This is a genomic window from Lachnospira eligens (genome assembly GCF_009680455.1).
Taxonomy (GTDB): Bacteria; Bacillota; Clostridia; order Lachnospirales; family Lachnospiraceae; genus Lachnospira; species Lachnospira eligens_A.
On record NZ_WKRD01000008.1, the window covers coordinates 3,876 to 22,454 of the forward strand.

Annotated in this window: 25 protein-coding genes; 22 read left to right on the plus strand and 3 right to left on the minus strand. The window is 37.8% G+C overall.

Translation table 11 applies throughout. The features are described from left to right. From GKE48_RS14590 to dnaB, 10 genes are all read left to right on the plus strand, one after another. On the plus strand, positions 1 to 246 hold a 246-nt coding region (locus tag GKE48_RS14590; RefSeq protein WP_194173944.1), incomplete at its 5' end, for a hypothetical protein. Positions 247 to 266: 20 nt separating this feature from the next. Continuing rightward, a complete protein-coding gene (locus GKE48_RS10695; protein WP_022098957.1) occupies positions 267 to 851 on the plus strand; it encodes a P-loop NTPase family protein in 585 nt (194 codons plus the stop codon). Further along, positions 844 to 1,560 (plus strand): NAD-dependent protein deacylase, encoded by a 717-nt coding sequence (locus GKE48_RS10700; protein ID WP_055216452.1) that lies wholly within the window; start codon positions 844 to 846, stop codon positions 1,558 to 1,560. Before GKE48_RS10695 ends, GKE48_RS10700 begins: the two co-directional genes overlap by 8 nt. Before the next feature lie 23 nt (positions 1,561 to 1,583). Further along, positions 1,584 to 1,775 (plus strand): DUF951 domain-containing protein, encoded by a 192-nt coding sequence (locus GKE48_RS10705; RefSeq protein ID WP_022098960.1) that lies wholly within the window; start codon positions 1,584 to 1,586, stop codon positions 1,773 to 1,775. Positions 1,776 to 1,897: 122 nt separating this feature from the next. Further along, the gene (gene rpsF, locus GKE48_RS10710; protein ID WP_022098961.1) at positions 1,898 to 2,185 is read left to right on the plus strand and encodes a 30S ribosomal protein S6; all 288 of its coding nucleotides are present in this window, start codon (positions 1,898 to 1,900) and stop codon (positions 2,183 to 2,185) included. 66 nt (positions 2,186 to 2,251) lie between these two features. Beyond that, entirely contained in the window at positions 2,252 to 2,716 is a 465-nt protein-coding gene (locus GKE48_RS10715; protein ID WP_022098962.1) for a single-stranded DNA-binding protein, read from the plus strand. Between the two features lie 17 nt (positions 2,717 to 2,733). Next, positions 2,734 to 2,997 carry a 30S ribosomal protein S18 gene (gene rpsR / locus GKE48_RS10720; protein ID WP_012740175.1) on the plus strand — a complete coding sequence of 88 codons (264 nt, stop codon included), beginning with the start codon at positions 2,734 to 2,736 and terminating at the stop codon, positions 2,995 to 2,997. A 282-nt stretch (positions 2,998 to 3,279) separates the two neighbouring features. Beyond that, entirely contained in the window at positions 3,280 to 5,343 is a 2,064-nt protein-coding gene (locus GKE48_RS10725; RefSeq protein WP_243138498.1) for a DHH family phosphoesterase, read from the plus strand. Beyond that, a complete protein-coding gene (rplI, locus tag GKE48_RS10730) occupies positions 5,343 to 5,789 on the plus strand; it encodes a 50S ribosomal protein L9 (RefSeq protein WP_012740172.1) in 447 nt (148 codons plus the stop codon). The genes GKE48_RS10725 and rplI overlap by 1 nt, the downstream gene beginning before the upstream one ends. A 34-nt stretch (positions 5,790 to 5,823) precedes the next feature. Further along, a complete protein-coding gene (gene dnaB, locus GKE48_RS10735; protein WP_012740171.1) occupies positions 5,824 to 7,170 on the plus strand; it encodes a replicative DNA helicase in 1,347 nt (448 codons plus the stop codon). Positions 7,171 to 7,290: 120 nt separating this feature from the next. Here dnaB and GKE48_RS10740 read toward each other — a convergent pair whose 3' ends face one another. Beyond that, entirely contained in the window at positions 7,291 to 7,461 is a 171-nt protein-coding gene (locus GKE48_RS10740; RefSeq protein WP_022098964.1) for a DUF362 domain-containing protein, read from the minus strand. Between the two features lie 258 nt (positions 7,462 to 7,719). Here GKE48_RS10740 and GKE48_RS10745 point away from each other — a divergent pair, with 258 nt between their 5' ends. Beyond that, positions 7,720 to 7,926 carry a DUF1858 domain-containing protein gene (locus tag GKE48_RS10745; protein ID WP_012740169.1) on the plus strand — a complete coding sequence of 69 codons (207 nt, stop codon included), beginning with the start codon at positions 7,720 to 7,722 and terminating at the stop codon, positions 7,924 to 7,926. Between the two features lie 77 nt (positions 7,927 to 8,003). Here GKE48_RS10745 and GKE48_RS10750 read toward each other — a convergent pair whose 3' ends face one another. After that, on the minus strand, positions 8,004 to 8,855 hold the full coding sequence (locus GKE48_RS10750) for an adaptor protein MecA (RefSeq protein WP_022098965.1): 852 nt from the start codon (positions 8,853 to 8,855) through the stop codon (positions 8,004 to 8,006). 195 nt (positions 8,856 to 9,050) lie between these two features. On the opposite strand from GKE48_RS10750, the gene GKE48_RS10755 reads away from it, so the two are divergent. The 8 genes from GKE48_RS10755 to GKE48_RS10790 all read left to right on the plus strand — a co-directional run bounded on the left by GKE48_RS10755 (position 9,051) and on the right by GKE48_RS10790 (position 16,391). Then, positions 9,051 to 10,532, plus strand: a complete 1,482-nt coding sequence (locus GKE48_RS10755; protein ID WP_022098966.1) for a protein kinase domain-containing protein — start codon at positions 9,051 to 9,053, stop codon at positions 10,530 to 10,532. Next, a complete protein-coding gene (locus tag GKE48_RS10760) occupies positions 10,474 to 11,145 on the plus strand; it encodes a hypothetical protein (protein ID WP_022098967.1) in 672 nt (223 codons plus the stop codon). The genes GKE48_RS10755 and GKE48_RS10760 overlap by 59 nt, the downstream gene beginning before the upstream one ends. Before the next feature lie 183 nt (positions 11,146 to 11,328). Beyond that, the gene (locus tag GKE48_RS10765; protein WP_173016923.1) at positions 11,329 to 13,041 is read left to right on the plus strand and encodes a glycosyl hydrolase family 18 protein; all 1,713 of its coding nucleotides are present in this window, start codon (positions 11,329 to 11,331) and stop codon (positions 13,039 to 13,041) included. A gap of 61 nt (positions 13,042 to 13,102) precedes the next feature. After that, positions 13,103 to 13,891 (plus strand): N-acetylmuramoyl-L-alanine amidase family protein, encoded by a 789-nt coding sequence (locus GKE48_RS10770; protein ID WP_055216443.1) that lies wholly within the window; start codon positions 13,103 to 13,105, stop codon positions 13,889 to 13,891. 21 nt (positions 13,892 to 13,912) lie between these two features. Beyond that, positions 13,913 to 14,968, plus strand: coding sequence for an L-threonylcarbamoyladenylate synthase (locus tag GKE48_RS10775; RefSeq protein WP_055216441.1), 1,056 nt, complete (start codon positions 13,913 to 13,915; stop codon positions 14,966 to 14,968). Between the two features lie 35 nt (positions 14,969 to 15,003). After that, complete coding sequence (locus tag GKE48_RS10780) at positions 15,004 to 15,483, plus strand: arsenate reductase/protein-tyrosine-phosphatase family protein (protein WP_022098971.1); 480 nt, start codon at positions 15,004 to 15,006, stop codon at positions 15,481 to 15,483. After that, complete coding sequence (gene rpiB, locus GKE48_RS10785; RefSeq protein WP_022098972.1) at positions 15,480 to 15,908, plus strand: ribose 5-phosphate isomerase B; 429 nt, start codon at positions 15,480 to 15,482, stop codon at positions 15,906 to 15,908. The genes GKE48_RS10780 and rpiB overlap by 4 nt, the downstream gene beginning before the upstream one ends. Positions 15,909 to 15,911: 3 nt before the next feature. Then, positions 15,912 to 16,391 carry a deoxycytidylate deaminase gene (locus GKE48_RS10790; protein ID WP_012740159.1) on the plus strand — a complete coding sequence of 160 codons (480 nt, stop codon included), beginning with the start codon at positions 15,912 to 15,914 and terminating at the stop codon, positions 16,389 to 16,391. A gap of 46 nt (positions 16,392 to 16,437) precedes the next feature. Here GKE48_RS10790 and GKE48_RS10795 read toward each other — a convergent pair whose 3' ends face one another. Further along, complete coding sequence (locus GKE48_RS10795) at positions 16,438 to 16,908, minus strand: ribonuclease FAU-1 family protein (RefSeq protein ID WP_118009910.1); 471 nt, start codon at positions 16,906 to 16,908, stop codon at positions 16,438 to 16,440. Positions 16,909 to 17,057: 149 nt separating this feature from the next. On the opposite strand from GKE48_RS10795, the gene GKE48_RS10800 reads away from it, so the two are divergent. From GKE48_RS10800 to atpB, 3 genes are read left to right on the plus strand one after another with little or no spacing between them, the layout of a single operon-like run. Beyond that, a complete protein-coding gene (locus GKE48_RS10800) occupies positions 17,058 to 17,366 on the plus strand; it encodes an AtpZ/AtpI family protein (protein WP_012740157.1) in 309 nt (102 codons plus the stop codon). Positions 17,367 to 17,369: 3 nt separating this feature from the next. After that, positions 17,370 to 17,822, plus strand: coding sequence for an ATP synthase subunit I (locus tag GKE48_RS10805; RefSeq protein WP_022098974.1), 453 nt, complete (start codon positions 17,370 to 17,372; stop codon positions 17,820 to 17,822). Continuing rightward, entirely contained in the window at positions 17,823 to 18,545 is a 723-nt protein-coding gene (gene atpB / locus GKE48_RS10810; RefSeq protein WP_055216432.1) for a F0F1 ATP synthase subunit A, read from the plus strand. Positions 18,546 to 18,579: the final 34 nt, after the last annotated feature.

Genomic DNA, 18,579 nt, shown 5'->3' on the forward strand with positions numbered 1-18,579 from the left:
GAACAGCCAGAAGAGGAAGTAAAACCGGTAGAAGAAGAACAGCCGGAAGAGGAAGTGAAACCGGTAGAAGAAGAACAGCCGGAAGAGGAAGTGAAACCGGTAGAAGAAGAACAGCCAGAAGAGGAAGTAAAACCGGTAGAAGAAGAACAGCCGGAAGAGGAAGTGAAACCGGTAGAAGAAGAACAAGCGGTAGAAGAAGTGGAACCGGTAAGCAAAATTGTAATTCTAGGAAGAATATATAAGTAATACAGGAGAGGAGGAGAAATATGTTCAGCGTAAATATAGATAAGATTGTCGGAATGACAGATAATGAGAAAAAATGTTATGAAGAACTTAGAGAAAATTTAAAGAAAGAGTTGAATGGCGGGAAAGTCCTTGCTATTACAAAGAATGGCATAGGAGCATTTAAAATTGCATATAGTTTTGTATGTGCAGGAGAAAAAGTTCTCTTTATCGATGCTGATATTATGTCAGAGATTTTTCTCGGAAAATATAAGCTTGGAAAGAATCTGAAAGGTGTAGCAGATTTTTTAAAAAAACCTTCTCAAATGTATGATTTGATATGTAAGACGAATAATCCTCAGCTTGACATTATATTTACCGGAGTATTAGATGATGGTGTGATATCAGAAGATGAAGAATCAATGATGAAACAGTTTATAGATATGTATTCTGATAGATATGACAGAATAGTGTTAAGCTCAGATGTAGACGGAAGAATAGCAAAATATTGTGATGGAACTGTTATCATGTACGAGGAAAGCGAGTTCGGTGAATTATCAGCAGAGAATTATGTTGATGAACTTGAGAACAATAAATGTAATGTTCTGGGTGTGGTAATTAATGGATAATATTGATAAATTTGTGCAATTAGTGCAGGAGAGTGACAATATTGTATTTTTCGGTGGGGCGGGAGTATCTACCGAAAGTGGGATTCCTGATTTCAGAAGTCCAGATGGATTATATAATCAGAAATACAAATATCCACCGGAAACAATTATCAGTCATTCCTTTTATCAGAGATATCCAGAGGAATTTTACAGATTCTATAAGGATAAGATGTTATATCCTGACGCAAAGCCAGGAATTACACATCTGGCATTGGCAAAGCTTGAAAAAGAAGGAAAACTTAAGGCTGTCATAACACAGAATATTGATGGACTGCATCAGAAGGCTGGTAGCTGCAATGTAATAGAACTGCATGGTTCAGTACTCAGAAATTATTGTGAAAGATGTCATAAGTTTTATGGTATTGATAAGATTATCGATTCTGAGGGCGTTCCGATGTGTGAATGTGGTGGAAGGATAAAGCCCGATGTTGTATTGTATGAAGAAGGTCTTGACGATAACAATATAACAAATGCTGTGAATTATATAAGACATGCTGATATGCTTATAATAGGAGGAACATCTCTTGGGGTATATCCAGCGGCAGGACTTATAGATTATTACAGTGGAGACAAGCTTGTTCTTATTAATAAATCAGCAACTCCTTATGACAGCAGGGCTGACATTCTTATTAATGAGCCGCTTGCTGATGTATTCAGGAATTTTATTTAATTAATATATAGCGGAGGTTTTGAATGGCAGGAATTATTCCATACGAAACTGGTGATATTGTAGAAATGAAAAAAAAGCATCCATGCGGTAGCAGCGAATGGGAGATTCTCAAAGCGGGTGCAGATATTAAAATGAAATGCTTAGGATGTGGTCATGAAATTATTATAAAAAGATCACTTGCACAAAAAAATACAAAAAAATTGAAAAAAGCTTGAAATTAACTTCTGGATATGATAAGATTTTGTCTTGTGATATATTTTTAATCCTTGTTCCTTCATTTACATTTTTATGTATAAGGATAGAAGGGACCAAAAGACCAGAAGGAGGTGCGACGTAGATGAATAAGTATGAATTAGCATTAGTTGTTAGCGCAAACGTCGAGGATGAAGTAAGAACAGCTACTATCGAGAAGGTTAATGAGTTAATCACTCGTTTCGGTGGTACTATTACAGATCCAGGCACAAGCGAGAAGAAGAAGCTTGCATACGATATCCAGCATATGAGCGAAGGATTCTATAGTTTCATTAAGTTTGAAGCAGAAGCTACTGCTCCAGCTGAGATTGAAAGCAGAATCCGTATCATGGATAATGTATTAAGATTCTTAATCGTTAAAGACGGAGAGTAATTTATTAATCCCGATTTTTAAAGATGACGTTTGACTTACAACTCTTTATAGAAGAGGAGATAAAGTATGAACAAAGTTATTTTAATGGGAAGACTGACAAGAGAACCAGATGTAAGATATTCACAGAATGCAGACGGTTCTATGGCAGTTGCTAGATATACATTGGCTGTAGACAGAAGACGTGGAAGAAACAGTGATAATGAGCAGTCTGCTGATTTCATAAGCTGTGTTGCTTTTGGAAGATCAGGAGAATTCGCTGAGAAGTATCTTCATCAGGGTACTAAGATTGTTGTTACTGGCAGAATCCAGACAGGTAGTTATACTAACAAAGATGGTCAGAGAGTTTATACAACCGATGTAGTTGTTGAAGAACAGGAATTTGCAGAAAGCAAATCCGCAGCAGCAAGTAATGGAGGAGACTCTAGTTATGCTGCGTACACACCATCAAGACCAGAACCAAGCCAGGCGGCTGGAGATGGATTTATGGCTATTCCTGACGGAGTAGATGATGAGGGTTTGCCTTTCAACTAAGATAGGAGGTAAAAACCATGCCAGATAAGAAGGCTGAGAGACCAGAGGGTCAGATGAGAAGAAGACCAATGCGTAGAAGAAAGAAAGTTTGCGCATTTTGTGCAGATGCCAACAAGGTATTAGATTATAAGGATGTTGCTACACTTAAGCACTATGTTTCTGAGAGAGGAAAGATTCTTCCAAGAAGAATCACAGGAAACTGTGCAAAGCATCAGAGAGCTCTTACTGTAGCTGTTAAGAGAGCAAGACACGTAGCTCTTCTTCCATATTCAGTAGATTAATATATATTAAGACTACGAGCCGTAGCAGGGAAACCTGCTACGGCTTTTTTGCGCGGGCAGCGATGAGAGAAGACATGGAAAGTTCCCAGTCGTGCTTGCACGAACTGAGAACTTTCCATGTCTTTTCGAGGAGCGCCGCGACAATGCCAGAACGAAGTTCTGGCATATGAGCTGCCCGCAGCAGTGAGCCGTGCAATCCAGAATGTGCTTGCACAAAGCATACTTGTAGTATATTTGTATACATGATATAATTACTCTAATTCGATTATGGAGATGTGTGTTATGCCAGATAACAAATATGGAAAAAAAGCATTTAAATATAGCGGACTCTTGAGGTCGTTTTTTGCATGGCCATTATATATTGGGGCGGTTCTGATTATTATATGTGCAATTATGTTCTGTGTTAATGTGACAGCAGCGACAGTTGTAAGCATTTTTATGGTTATATATCTGATGGCATGCGGCCTCATGTATTTCTATATGAGACCAAGAATAATGTCAGGAATAGTGGAGTTTGCATCCAATTATTCTCAGGTTCAGAAGCAACTTTTGTATAACCTCAGTGTGCCATACTGTCTTCTTGATAATAACGGCAATGTCATGTGGACTAATAAGGCAATGCAGGATTGCTTAGGCATTAAGAGAGATTTCAGAAAGAATATTAATACTGTTATTCCAGAAGTTACACCAAGTATATTCCCAGATAGTGAAATTGGATTTAAGGAGATAAGACTTACATTTCAGGACAGGGATTATAAGGCTGAATTAAAGAATATTGATGCAGATTTTATAGCAGAGGGTGTTGATATAATTGAGAAAAGCATGGATTCTTCAATGTATGTAATGTATCTTTTTGATGAGACAGATATTAACACATATATACAGAAGTTAAAGGATGAAAGGTTCGTTGTGGGACTTGTGTATATAGATAATTATGAGGAAGCCCTTGATAGTACTGACGATGTAAGAAGGTCGCTTCTTGCAGGTCTTATTGATAAGCGAGTTAACAAGTATTTTTCTCCGGGTTCAGCAATTGTAAGAAAACTGGAAAAGGATAAATATATCGTTGTATTCAGATATAATTTCTTAGAGAAGCTTATGCAGGACAGGTTTAGTCTGCTTGAAGAGATTAAGAGTATCAAGATTGGTAACGAGATGACGCTTACTTTAAGTATGGGGATAGGAACGGGTTCGGCAGAGTATTCTAAGAATTATGATGTGGCTAAGGCAGCAATGGATCTTGCTCTTGGACGAGGCGGAGACCAGGCGGTAGTCAAGGATGGTGAGAAGATTCTTTATTATGGTGGCAAGAGCCAGCAGATGGAGAAGAATACAAGAGTTAAGGTGCGTGTTAAAGCTCATGCATTGAGACAGATTCTTGATAATAACAGTAATGTGCTTGTTATGGGACATACACTTGCGGATATTGATGCATTTGGTTCAGCTCTGGGAATATATGTTATTGCCAAGAAGCTTGGCAAGGAGGCGCACATTGTTCTTGGAGAGGTTACAAGCAGTGTACGGCCTTTTGTGAACAGATTCATAGACAAGGAGGAGTATCCGGACGATATGTTTATAAAGCCTGATGATGCGCCTTCTAAGATAAATGCATCAACAGTTGTTATTGTTGTTGATGTCAACAGACCACAGAGAACAGAGTGTCCTGAGCTTCTTGAAAAATGCAAGACAGTTGTTGTATTTGATCATCACAGAAGACAGAGTGATACAATTACTGGCGCAGTTCTTTCATATGTTGACCCATATGCATCATCAGCCAGTGAGATGATAACAGAAATGATACAGTATGTTGATGATAATATTAAGCTTAAGGCATTTGAGGCAGATGCACTTTATGCAGGAATTAATATTGATACTGATGGATTTAACAGTAAGTCAGGACCAAGAACTTTTGAAGCAGCAGCATTCCTAAGAAGACATGGTGCAGATGTAACAAGAGTAAGAAAAATGCTTCGAAGTAATATGAATGAATATAAGGAGATTGCAAAAGCTGTAAGCCGTGTGGAAGTTTATAAGGACGCATTTGCAATATCAATATTTAATGGTGATGGGATTGACACACCAACTGTTGGCGGTGCCAAGACAGCCAATGATTTGCTTGATATATCAGGAATTAAAGCTTCTTTTGTTATCACTCCTTACGAGGATAAGATATATGTGAGTGCAAGGTCTATTGATGAAGTCAATGTACAGCTTGTTATGGAAAAACTTGGCGGTGGTGGTCATATAAGTATTGCCGGTGCACAGTTTACTGATTGTACAATTGACCAGGCAATTAATAAGATTAAGCTTACACTTGATAATATGATTAAGGATGGTGAAATATAATGGATGTTATTTTATTAGAGGATGTTAAGACATTAGGAAAAAAGGGACAGATTGTTAAGATTAATGACGGTTATGCAAGAAATTATGTGCTGCCTAAAAAGCTTGGAATTGAGGCAACAGCTAAGAATCTTAATGACCTTAAGTTAGCCAGGAAGAGAGAAGAAAAAGAGGCAGCAGAAGAGCTTGCAGCAGCAAAGGAGCTTGCAGCTAAGATTAAAGAGTGCACAGTTACTGTTTCTATGAAGACAGGTGAAGGCGGAAGAACATTTGGAACAGTTTCAACCAAGGAAGTTGCAGAAGAGGCTAAGAAACAGTTAGGTCTTGATATTGACAAGAAGAAAATGAAGCTTGATGTGCCGATTAAGGCTTTAGGTAATTATATTATCCAGATAAAGCTCCATAAAGATGTAACAGCCGAACTGACTGTTAAGGTTGTTGAGAAATAAGTTTTAAGACACATTTGTAAGAAAGGGAATTACTATGGACGAGTCAGTGGTAACACGGGTGATGCCTAACAGCATTGAGGCTGAACAGTCTGTTGTTGGTTCAATGATTCTGGACAGACAGGCAATTATAACTGCCGCTGAAATCTTAAGGCAGGATGATTTCTACTACAGGCAGTATGGAACTATGTTCCAGACAATGGTAGACATGAATAACGAGGGAAAACCTGTAGATATAGTTACTCTGCAGGCAAGATTGAAGGAGACAGATGTACCGGCTGAAGTCTATAGTATAGAGTTTGTAAGAGAGCTGTTATCATCAGTGCCAACATCAGCCAATATAAGACAGTATGCGGGTATTGTTAAGGAAAAAGCAGTACTCAGGAATATAATAAGAGTTAATGATGATATTGCCAATCAGTGTTATGCGGGCAAGGAAAAGACTGAAGATATACTTGCTGATACTGAAAAGAAGATATTTGAGCTTGTTAAGAATAAGGGCGGCAAGGAATATACACCTATTGATAAGGTTGTTCTTGAGGCACTCGACAGAATATCTGCGGCAGCAAAGACTAAAGGTGCTGTAACAGGTGTTCCTACAGGGTTCAAGGACTTAGATACTTATCTGTCAGGTCTGCAACCGTCAGATTTTATTCTTGTTGCAGCCAGACCTTCAATGGGTAAGACAGCATTTGTCCTTAATGTTGCTGAAAATGTAGCTATCAAGCAGCAGATTACAACAGTTGTATTCAGCTTGGAGATGTCAAATGTCCAGCTTGTAAACCGTATGTTATCACTGGAATCAACAGTAGATGCGGACAAGATAAGAAAAGGACATCTGGATTCTAATGACTGGGGTAAGCTTATTGAGGGTGCAGACAGTATTGCAAAGTCAAAGCTTATAATTGATGATACTCCGGGTATCTCAATTGCAGAATTACGAAGTAAATGTAGAAAATACAAGATGGAGAATAATCTTGGACTTATTATTATCGATTATCTTCAGCTTATGAGTGGCAGCGGAAGCGGACGTTCTGAAGGAAGACAGCAGGAAGTATCTGACATATCCAGAGCGTTAAAGGCACTTGCGAGAGAGTTAAATGTACCAGTAGTAACACTTTCGCAGTTAAGCCGTGCAGTAGAGCAGAGACCAGACCACAGACCTATGCTTTCGGATCTTCGAGAGTCAGGAGCTATCGAGCAGGATGCCGACGTTGTTATGTTCCTCTACAGAGATGATTATTACAACAAGGATACAGAGCAAAAGGGTATTGCAGAGATTATTATTGCCAAGCAGCGTAACGGTCCTATTGGAACTGTTAAGATGGCATGGCTGCCGGAACAGACAAGATTTGCAGATCTTTCAAGAGACTTAAGACAGTAATTGAACAAGCTAAAAAAGGAAAACCCCGAATCAGTATTAAACTGGTCCGGGGTTTTATGTAAGTACCATTCAGGTACATTGAACACCATCTGGTGAACGTTAATCTGTATCTTGTTCAGACTACTGTGGGTTAGGAGCGCCAACTGGACATGTTCCAGCACAAGCACCACAATCAACACAAACATCAGCGTTGATTTCGTAATGAGAAGCACCCTCGCTGATTGCTTCAACAGGACATCCTGCTGCACAAGCACCACAACTGATACAATCATCATTAATTACATATGCCATAGTATATATCCTCCTTAATAATCTCTTTATTAACTGCCTTGGCAGTCGCTTTAGTGATATTATACGATAGGCTTTGATAAAATTCAATATGAATTTTTATCAATAAAATATATTATTATTGTTAGGTATAACTAACTTGAGGTAGAATAATAAAGTAAAATTAGTGTATTATTGACATTTATCCGGGGCAATATTATAGTAGGTATGTTGAGCGGTACAAAAGTACCGATAATATTAACCTAATAACAGGAGGTCAGTATGACAAGAATTACGAAGGACACTACAATTGGAGAAGCTCTTCAGATAGATGCAGGAATTATACCTATTCTTATGGGAATTGGTATGCATTGTGTTGGATGCCCATCATCAGCAGGCGAGACATTAGAGGAAGCTGCTATGGTTCATGGTATTGATCCAGATATGCTTATTGAGGAGATTCAGAATTATCTTCAGTCTATTGGATAATGGTTAAAAATAAGAGGCTGTGGATTTAATGATGAAAACCATTAAATCCACAGCCTCTTATTATATATAACCGGTGATTACAATCTGCGTAATATATGAAGTGCATGTTCAGCAATAATGCACTCACAGTGTTCAGCAAAGAATCCTATATGATTATCAAAACCAGATTCCTTTTGTCCATATTCAGAAAGAATATTGCAGACTTTATTGAAATCCTTAGAATTGCATTTGGTTTTAGAGATGCACAGATAGTATCTTCTGTCAGAAGGATTCTTATATACTGAATTGGAATCTTTGTAAAAGGTATCTATAATACAAGCAGCATTAGTTATATCATCAAGTGAAGAAAATGAAAATACCCGTGATATATTAGCAGATTCCATGTGCTCAGGCCTGTCCGTAGTTCCTTTGCCAGACGGTTGGGAAGGAGAGGACTGGGATGCTTTATTGTCAGAATCTTTATTGAAATATTCTTTAACACGGTTAAAGATATTCATAAGTTCATCTTCAGGCAGACCTTCTTCATCTGTGGCAGCACATTCGTCAAGCTCTTCATTGGCTGTTGGCAGTGAGAAATCGGAATAATCAGTACCTTCTATTGTTTCAATATCATCAAAATCAAAATTATCATCATCCGAATCAGATGGTGAGAAGCGTGAAAATCTTGTATCAAGTTCTTCCGGATTATCAACCTTTGTGACAATGAGGACAATACACTCAGAAGAGACAGGAATTGCTTCAATCATTAAAGGAGTATCTTCCGCCTCAAAACCAAGTTCATATGAAGCCTGCTGCATCATATCACGAAAGAGTTCTTTCGCTTTATCACTGCCATAGGCAAGCTCATTGATCTTTAATTGTCTTGATGCCAGATCAGATTTGTTAAGTGTGCATCTTATCTGGTTTTCATTAAGTCTTTCTATTTTCATAAGCCACCTCTGACTATATTACATTAATATTATTTATTAAAGATATAATACCCACTTTTTGTGGATATGTAAAGGTGGTGGAATAACACATGAATAAAATAAATATAAAAAATTTTTTAAAATATATTGAAAATTAAATTATTATATTGTAATATCTGTTTAGGAGATGTTTTTCATATATCGCCGTAAGAGGAGGTGTATAACGAATTTTACGACAGATATGAAATCATAAGGGAACTATCTTGTTCCAGACATTCTAAAGTTTATCTTGTAAGGCACCGGATACTTGATGTATATCGTGTAGCCAAGATATTTTCGGGTAACCAGTATGAGGCCGACAGGCTGCTTAAGGAAGCCCATCTGATAAAGAATTTGAAACATCCCCACATCCCGGTTATTTATGATATTGAACAGAATATTGGAGAAGATAATAGTAGTATCTGCATTATTGAAGAATATATTGATGGTAAATCTTTGCGGCAATATGTTAATGATGAAACAGGTGCTGGCGGCAATCTGAGTGTTCATGAAATATGCCGTATTGGCGTTGAATTATGTTGTATACTGGAATATCTTCATGGTTTTAATGGCAATGGAATATTACACATGGATATTAAGCCAGATAATATTATGCTTGATATTAACGGAAAAGTTAAACTAATAGATTTTGACAATGCGGTTGCAGGTAATGCCGGAGTGTCAGTTGATAGCGGAAGTCCGTTGTATGCTGCACCGGAACAGTATAGTGGAGAGTATGCTGTGACGCAGTCAGATGTATATAGTGTGGGAATGGTAATTCTTTTTATGGTCTCACATGGTCATATTAAGACCGATAAGGGCCATAATTTAGCAGGGATACCGATGCGGTATTCAAGATTGTATCATGTTATTGAAAAATCAATTCATCATCAATGGGGACTGCGGTACAGCAGTGTTACATTATTAAAGAATGAGTTGCAGGGGATAATGAGAAGAAGTGGCGGTACAATTGAAAAACACTCCTATATAGTACAGGTTGCAGGGGATAAGGCAGGTATAGGAACTACGCATACGGTAATGTGTATGGCACATTTTTTTAAGAAAAATGGAATTAGTTGCGTTGTCGTTGACAGGTCTGGAAACAGGCGTGTACTTCCGCCGTTTTTAAAAAACGGACTTATGGAAGATGGCTCTTATATATATAAGGGCATAAGGATAATTCCAGATTATAATGGAGCAATATCGGTGAGTGTGCAGAAAACGGATATTATTCTTGTTGATTCAGGACATAGTATGCGGAAGCTGGAAAATGATAAGGATATTATGGATATTGCTGTTGAGAATTATGCATATATAGAAGTTTGTGTGACTGGAAAGCATATATGCGAAGAGAATAAAAGGTTAAGAAGACTAAAAGAAGACAGGGTTTATATGCTGAATCTTGTAAGTGCCACACAGTTTTATGAATTAACAGATATGCTGAAAGGTAAAAAATGTTATCGTGAGCCATGCATATATGACTGGTGCGAGGATAATCCTATATTTGACGAAACAATGAATGATTTCTTACAGGATAACCTTTCTGAATTATGGGAAGATTGCAGACCTGATAGATTAAAGGAGTGTATTGGCAGGTTATATGAGAAGATTAGTAGTATCAGATATTTTAAAGGGGTTAAGAAAAAGAAAAGCAGATAATGATGAAGCGGCTATGAATTATAAGACTGTCGGACTGATTGGTTTATGCAGCGGTGCCGGAACAACGCAGCTTGGTATCATGCTTGCTAATTATTTTTCTAACGGACTGCATCTGAAAACAGCTATAGTAAGTGCTGGATTTGATGATTCATTTGACAGAATCAAAGAGGAAGAACAGGTTGGTAAAGTCAGGAATTATGCTGGCAGCAGACGGGGGTTTTCATATAAGGGGATAGACTTCTTTGGAGGTGTAAGAGAAGGTTTCGTCCATGTTATATCAGAGTATTATGACGTGGTTATAGTAGAGATTAATCTTGCTGGCCTGAAAGAAAAACTTGCAGATGGCTTAAGAGATGTTATGTCTTGCGAATGCCGTATTCTTGTTGGATCAATGGTTCCATGGAAATATGGAGAATGTATAAAGAGACTGGGGCGGATAAGAAGAATCTACAGTGTTAAAAACATGCCTATAGTTTCAGTTACGTGGCAGGAAAAACGAGCAAGGAGCATGGAACGTGAATTCGAACTCAGAGCATATAAAGCACCTATGGAGGAAAACCCTTTTGAGATGAGGGGAAGTGCCATAAAGGCTTTGAAGCAGGTTGTAACTTAAAATTTCATTTATGTCTGATTTAAAGGTCTAAAAGAAAATATATCGCAAATCATGCCCTATCTGATTCCTTTTGCGTAGTGTATGATTAAGTTCAGGGCATATCTTTATTATGGAAAATCTGTGATAAAGGTATGCCTTTACTTGCAACGGTATTGTATCAGGTGGTACAATATTATAATTGTAGTGAATAAGAAAGGCAGACAGATGAAAATAAAAGTTAATAAAAGGATTAAGGGAATTACTATTGCAGCGGCGGCATTGGTACTGATTATTGTCGTGGCAGTAATGTTTATTATAGTGAGATATACACCTGCCAAAGAGAAGATGAGTGGTTATACATATTATGGCATAGACAGGAATACGGATAAGGTTTTTGTTATAATAGATGGAGAACTGTATCCAGATACTGGAATTATATATGAAGGCCGGTATTATCTTCCACAGGAATTTATAGCAGATAATATTAACGTCGGATTTTATTATGATACAGAAAGTGACGCAGTATTATATTCGGATTCGAAATATATGTATACATATAAGAAAGGCGAAAATGTATATACGGACGATACAGGTAAGACATACAATACAGATTATTCTGTTGTAGTGGAATCAGAGGGAAAATGTTATGTCAACTGGGAATATGTTGCAGAGCATACAGATTGTGAATATGAATATGGCAATGAGCCGGAAAGGATTAACATAACTCTCGAAAGAGAAGAAAAGCAGTATGTAACTGCACAGAAAAAGACTGCTGTAAGATACAGAGGTGGAATCAAAAGTCCTGTCCTTGAGTATGTGCAGAAGGGGGACAGATTAGTGTACGAGGATGACCTTGACGACTGGATAAAGGTGACAACAGCGACAGGTTATACAGGATATATAAAGAAATCAGAGGCATCAGATACATTTGCGTACATAAGAGAAGAAAAGAATTATGAGACTCATAATTATAATATGAAAGATGATAAGATTACGCTTGCCTGGTTTCAGGTAAGCGGAGTGGCTGGCAATTCAGGAATAGACAATAATATTGCTACAGCGTCAGGTGTTAATGTGCTTGCACCAACATGGTATTCGGTTACAGATTCATCAGGCAATATGTCATGTTATGCATCGGCCGGGCTGGTCAATAAAATGCATCAGAGGGGGACAGATGTATGGGCGCTTGTAAGTGATTTTGATACAAATGTGGATTTTGCTGCACTTTATTCAAGTAAGAAGGCAAGAACCAACATGGTTAATACACTTATTAATGATGCAGAAAAATATGGATTTGACGGAATTAATCTTGATTGTGAGAATATTAAGAGTGCATATGCCAAAGATTATCTGCAGTTTGTAAGAGAATTGTCGATTGCTTGTGAAAGAAAAGGTCTTGTGTTGTCAACAGATAACTATAAGCCAGAGGCATATAACAGATGCTATAATTTAAAAGAACAGTCAAGATTCGTTGATTATGTTATTGTAATGGCATATGATGAACACTATGCAGGAACAGATGCCGGTTCTGTAGCTTCACTTCCATTTGTAAAGGAGGCAGTTGAGGATACAGTACAGCTTGTTGGTAAGGAACATGTAATAGCAGGTATTCCATTTTATACAAGAATATGGACAACAACAGATGGAAACACGACAAGCAGGGCTGTTGGTATGCAGGCAGCAGTTGACCAGTTAAACAGTGACGGACAGGTTGCATTGTGGAATGATGACTGTGGACAGTATGTTGCTTCATATACTGTGGGAAATGCCACAAGACAGATATGGTTTGAAGAAGAGAAATCAATAGAGGCCAAGATGCAGGTTATACAGGAAAATAATGTGGCAGGTGTTGCAGGCTGGAAATTAGGTCTTGAGAAGTCATCAGTATGGCCAGTTATCAGCAAATATAATAAATAAAAGTAATATGCATAAACCTTCTGTAATAAATTAGTAAAGAATTACAGGTTTCGGAGTTGTTATGCCAGAAAAAGCTGATATAAGCAGGACACTTCTTCTGCCGTTTATGTCAATAATACTACTTGTTGCTGTCTACATGACAGCCAATGTACTTCTGCCATTAAAGGCCAGTGGCAAAGGCAGCAAAGAAAGTGAAGATGTGCAGGAAAGACAACATTTGTCAGATGATGCAGGTGATGGTGAAGTCATTGAGATGAATATTAATTTTTCTGAAAAATGTATCGTTATTGATAGTGGGCATGGTGGCGCAGACCCAGGTAAAGTGGGGGTTGCGGGAACAAATGAAAAAGAGATTAATCTTGCAATTGCAAAAAAATTACAGGAACGGCTTGAAGATGCTCAGATTAATGTTATTATGACAAGGGACACAGATGATGATTTAAGTGTGGAGTCCGATAAGAGTAAAAAGAAAGCTGACCTGGAAAGAAGATGTGATATAATCAATAGCAGTGGTGCAGATATGGTAATTAGTATCCATCAGAACAGTTATGTCACACCTAAGGCAGAAGGTGCACAGGTATTTTATTATAAGAAGTCTGAGGAAAGTAAAAGAATAGCACAGATAATGCAAGGGATTCTTGGTGAGAAGTTAGGTACAACAAGGCAGATTAAGTCAGATGTTAATTATTACATACTGCTTCATTCCAAGCTTCCGACAATTATATCAGAGTGTGGTTTCTTGTCTAATCCAGAAGAGGAGCAGAGACTGTGTACGGAAGAATATCAGGAAAAAGTGGCTGATGCTCTGTATTGTGGTATAATAGAATATCTGATGATGAATATGAAGTAATGAAAGCTGGCGAAAGGTTTTATGGAAACAATAATAAAGAAGATAACACACACAGAAGAAGATAAGAAAATATATGAACAGGCAGGACAGATTCTAAGAGCGGGAGGGCTTGTGGCTTTTCCTACAGAGACTGTATACGGACTTGGTGCGGATGCACTTGATGCGAAAGCTTCAGCCAAGATATATGCTGCTAAGGGAAGACCTTCTGATAATCCGCTTATAGTGCATATTGCAGATGTTAATGCATTATATGATTTAGCCAAAGAGGTACCAGATAAGGCACTTGTGCTGGCAGAAAAATTCTGGCCGGGTCCGCTTACAATGATTCTTAAGAAAAAGGATAAAGTACCTGATTCTATAACAGGGGGTCTTGGAACGGTTGCGATAAGAATGCCAAGCCACCCTGTTGCAGCAGAGCTTATAAGAAGCTCAGGAGTATATATAGCTGCACCAAGTGCCAATACATCAGGAAAGCCAAGCCCAACAATGGCAGAGCATGTAATTAATGATTTATCTGGAAGAATAGATATGATTATTCAGGATGATACTGTAGATATAGGTGTGGAGTCTACGATTATTGATCTTAGTGAGGAAGTACCGACTATATTAAGACCTGGCTATATTACACAGGCTATGTTTGAGGAAGCTATTGGAAAAACAATAATTGATCCGGCAATTATGGGAAGCCTTAAAGAAGGCGTGATACCTAAGGCACCGGGAATGAAATACAAGCACTATGCACCTAATGCTGATGTGACCATTGTTGAAGGTCCACATGAAAAGGTTGTCCAGTATATTAACAGGCAGGTGTCAGAAAAAGAAGCAGAAGGTCACAGATGTGCAGTTATGGCAACTGATGAGACAAAAGATAAATATATATGCAATGATATTGTTTCAGCAGGACATAAGGATGATGAGCTGAGTGTTGCAAGAAACCTGTATGCGATATTAAGGGACTTTGACAAGCAGAAAGTAGAGTATGTTTACTCAGAAAGTTTTGAGACAAAGAATGTGGGACAGGCTGTTATGAACAGACTTATCAAGGCAGCCGGGCATAAAATAGTTAAACTGGATTAATATATTTTTAATTAATGAAGATATGAGGATTTCCTATGAACACATTTGACAAGGTGATATTCGTATGTAATGGAAATACATGCAGAAGTCCGATGGCGGCAACTGTTATGGCTAATCTTAAACAGGATATTATATCGGAATCCAGAGGGATGGTGGTGCTTTTCCCAGAACCATATAATCCGAAGGCGGTTGCTGTTGCAGCCAAGCATAATATGATAATTCCGAACAATTCAGCAAAACAGTTGTTGAATGAGGATTTCGGAAATGATACACTTGTACTGGCTATGAATTCGCATATGAAACAGAAGATATATGATGAATACAGTGAGGCAATTAATGTATATACTCTGAGTGAATATGCAGGAGAGCCTGAACAGGACATTAAAGACCCATATGGAAAAGGCATTGAGGAATATAATGCATGTTTTGAAATGATATGCAGGCTGGTTGGCAAGGTTGCAGAGTATCTGGATGGGTTGTCAGAAGAAAAAGAAGATAAAGGAGAAGAACAATGATAGCAATTGGTTGTGATCATGGAGCATTAGAACTAAAGGAGCAGCTTATAGAACATCTTAAGAAGAGAGGTGTTGAGTGTAAGGATTATGGCACATATACTAAGGATTCATGCGACTATCCTGTATATGCCAAGAAGGTAGCTGAGGCTATTCTTTCGGGCGAGTGTGAGGAAGGAATTCTTCTTTGCGGAACAGGGATTGGAATGAGCATGGCCGCTAATAAGATTAAGGGAATAAGAGCAGCGTTATGCAGCGACTGCTTCTCAGCACAGGCTACTAAGGAACATAACAATGCCAATGTATTGTGTATGGGTGCAAGAGTTATCGGACCAGAGCTTGCTTTTAGAATAGCGGATACATTTTTAGATTCCAAGTTTTCTAATGATGAGAGACATATAAGAAGAATCAGCATGTTAGAGGATTAATAAATGGGTGATAAGAGAAAAGATTATATATCATGGGATGAATATTTCATGGGAATTGCAACACTTTCCGGTATGAGGTCCAAAGACCCCAATACACAGGTTGGTGCGTGTATAGTAAGCCAGGATAATAAGATATTGTCCATGGGATATAACGGATTGCCAAGAGGCTGTTCAGATGATGAGTTTCCATGGAACAGAGATGGTGAAGATAATAAGTATTTCTATACAACTCATAGTGAGCTTAATGCGATTCTTAATTACAGAGGCGGAAGCCTTGATAATGCCAAGCTTTATGTAACACTTTTTCCATGCAATGAGTGTGCGAAAGCAATTATTCAGGCAGGAATTAAGACTGTTGTATATGACTGTGACAAATATGCAGATACTGCATCTGTAATTGCATCAAAGAGAATGCTTAATGCCGCAGGTGTCAGATATTACAAGTATGAAAGAACAGGTCGCACAATAACAATTGACATGTAAAAAAGGGTCTGGAAACGAATAAGGTTTCCAGACCCTTTAGAACTTGTTATTCATGTGATTCAAGAATTCTGATGTATTCATTAAAGGTACCGTTATAGATGGCGGTAAGAAGCTTGTTAAGCTTGTGAAGCGCATCAGACATAAGCTCACAGCTTATAATATTCTCTGTAAGTGCATCGCCTAATTCATCAAGGTCGACAACACGGACGCGCCCGTTATTCTCAATTATGACATCTGCAAGAAGATCTGTGAATATATATGTATCAGAGACAGCATCATAAGAAGTGTCAATAATGTCACAATAGATATATGCAAGAGAGTTGTCTGCTTTATAGAATTTGCTTATCTTAAACCCTTCATTAATAACATAATATGATGTTCCATGTGTGAATTCAGCTTTTGGACGGAATGTGTTCCAACTGGTCACAATAGTATCAGAATCTAAGAATATTATGTTATCGTCCTTAAGATTAACGCATTCATCAGGAATAAGTCTTTTTCTGTATAATGTAGGCATATAAAATCCCCCTTTTCGGGTATAGTTAATAATACACAAAATATAATGACAAAATTATATCAGCAGATTAATTAAATTTCAATAAAAAGGGTTGAAAAATATACCTATAAATTGGTAAAATTAATGCAGACTTTTGTGAGGAACATGATATGAAGAATGATAGCAAAGCATTACGAAATATTGTACTGATATCCCAGCTCGCTATATGTGTGATGGTGCCAACATTTTTATGTCTGGCACTTGGAATATGGCTTGATAAAAGGTTTGGAACATGGTTTACGGTTCCACTGCTTTTTATTGGGATGGCAGCAGGTGCAAGAAATGCATATGTTCTGGCAATGGACACAATACGACAGGAGAAGCTTAAGAAAGATAAGGCACAGCAGGATGAAATCGACAGAAAGGTAGAGGAATACAGAAAGAGGCAGGAAAAAGATTCCAGTGAAATTAAGAGGTGATTTATGTTAAAAAGAATTAAAGATATTAATGAAGCTCTTCCGGGAATGCTGCTTATAGAATGTATTTATCTTGTTGTTGCTCAGATAATTATATTTATTGCTGTTCCGAATAAGATAATGTGTGCAGTGGGACTGCTTGCGGGATGTTTATATGCTGTATTCAGTTCATTTCATTTAAGCTTTACTATACGAAAGGTTGTGTATGGCGGGCATAAGCAGTCTTCAACACTTGTATTTGGGTACATTGTAAGATTTCTTGTAATGATAATACTGCTTGCATTATTGTATATCTTTAAGGCAGGAGATTTGCTGTGTGCAATTATTGGCATGTTCTCAGAGAAGATAGCGGCATATCTGTCGCCTTTACTGGACAAGAAAAGGTCCGCAAAAGGGGAAAACAGTACTGGGGAGTTTCCTCAGACTGATAAAAATATAATAGAAAAGGAGAGTGAGTAGGTGGGAAGCGAGAGTTTGACTACGATGGTGGCCGGAGATTCAAGTTTCATGATTAAGACGCTGTACACATTTAAGCTGAATGGCGTTTCATTGAACATTGACACAACACATGTGGCTCTGCTGCTGGTATCAGTCTTTATTCTTGTTATGGCTGTAATAGCAAGGATTAAGATTAATAAAGTCGATGCTTCAGATACACCGGGAATGTTCCAGAATGTCATAGAAATCATCGTTGAGATGTTAGGCACTATGGTTGATGGTATTATGGGTAAGAATGCCAACAAGTTTGTGAACTATATATCCACATTATTCTTGTTTATAATAATATCTAACATATCCGGTCTGTTTGGGTTAAGACCACCAACGGCTGATTATGGTGTTACTCTGTGTCTTGGTCTGATAACATTTATACTGGTTCAGTTTAATGGTATCAAGAAGAACAGGATTAAGCACTTTACAGCATTATTCCAACCGATATGGTTTTTATTCCCGATTAACCTTATTGGTGAATTTGCAGTTCCGTTATCATTATCATTACGTCTTTTCGGTAATGTAATGTCAGGAACAGTTCTTATGGGATTGATATATGATTTGCTCAGTCCATTCACAGTTGCATACCCGGCAGTTCTGCATGCGTACTTTGATTTATTCTCAGGCTGCATTCAGGCGTATGTATTCTGCATGTTAACTATGGTTTATGTTAACGACAAGATAGCCGATTAACGGCAAATATTTTTATTAGACGGAGGATTTTTAA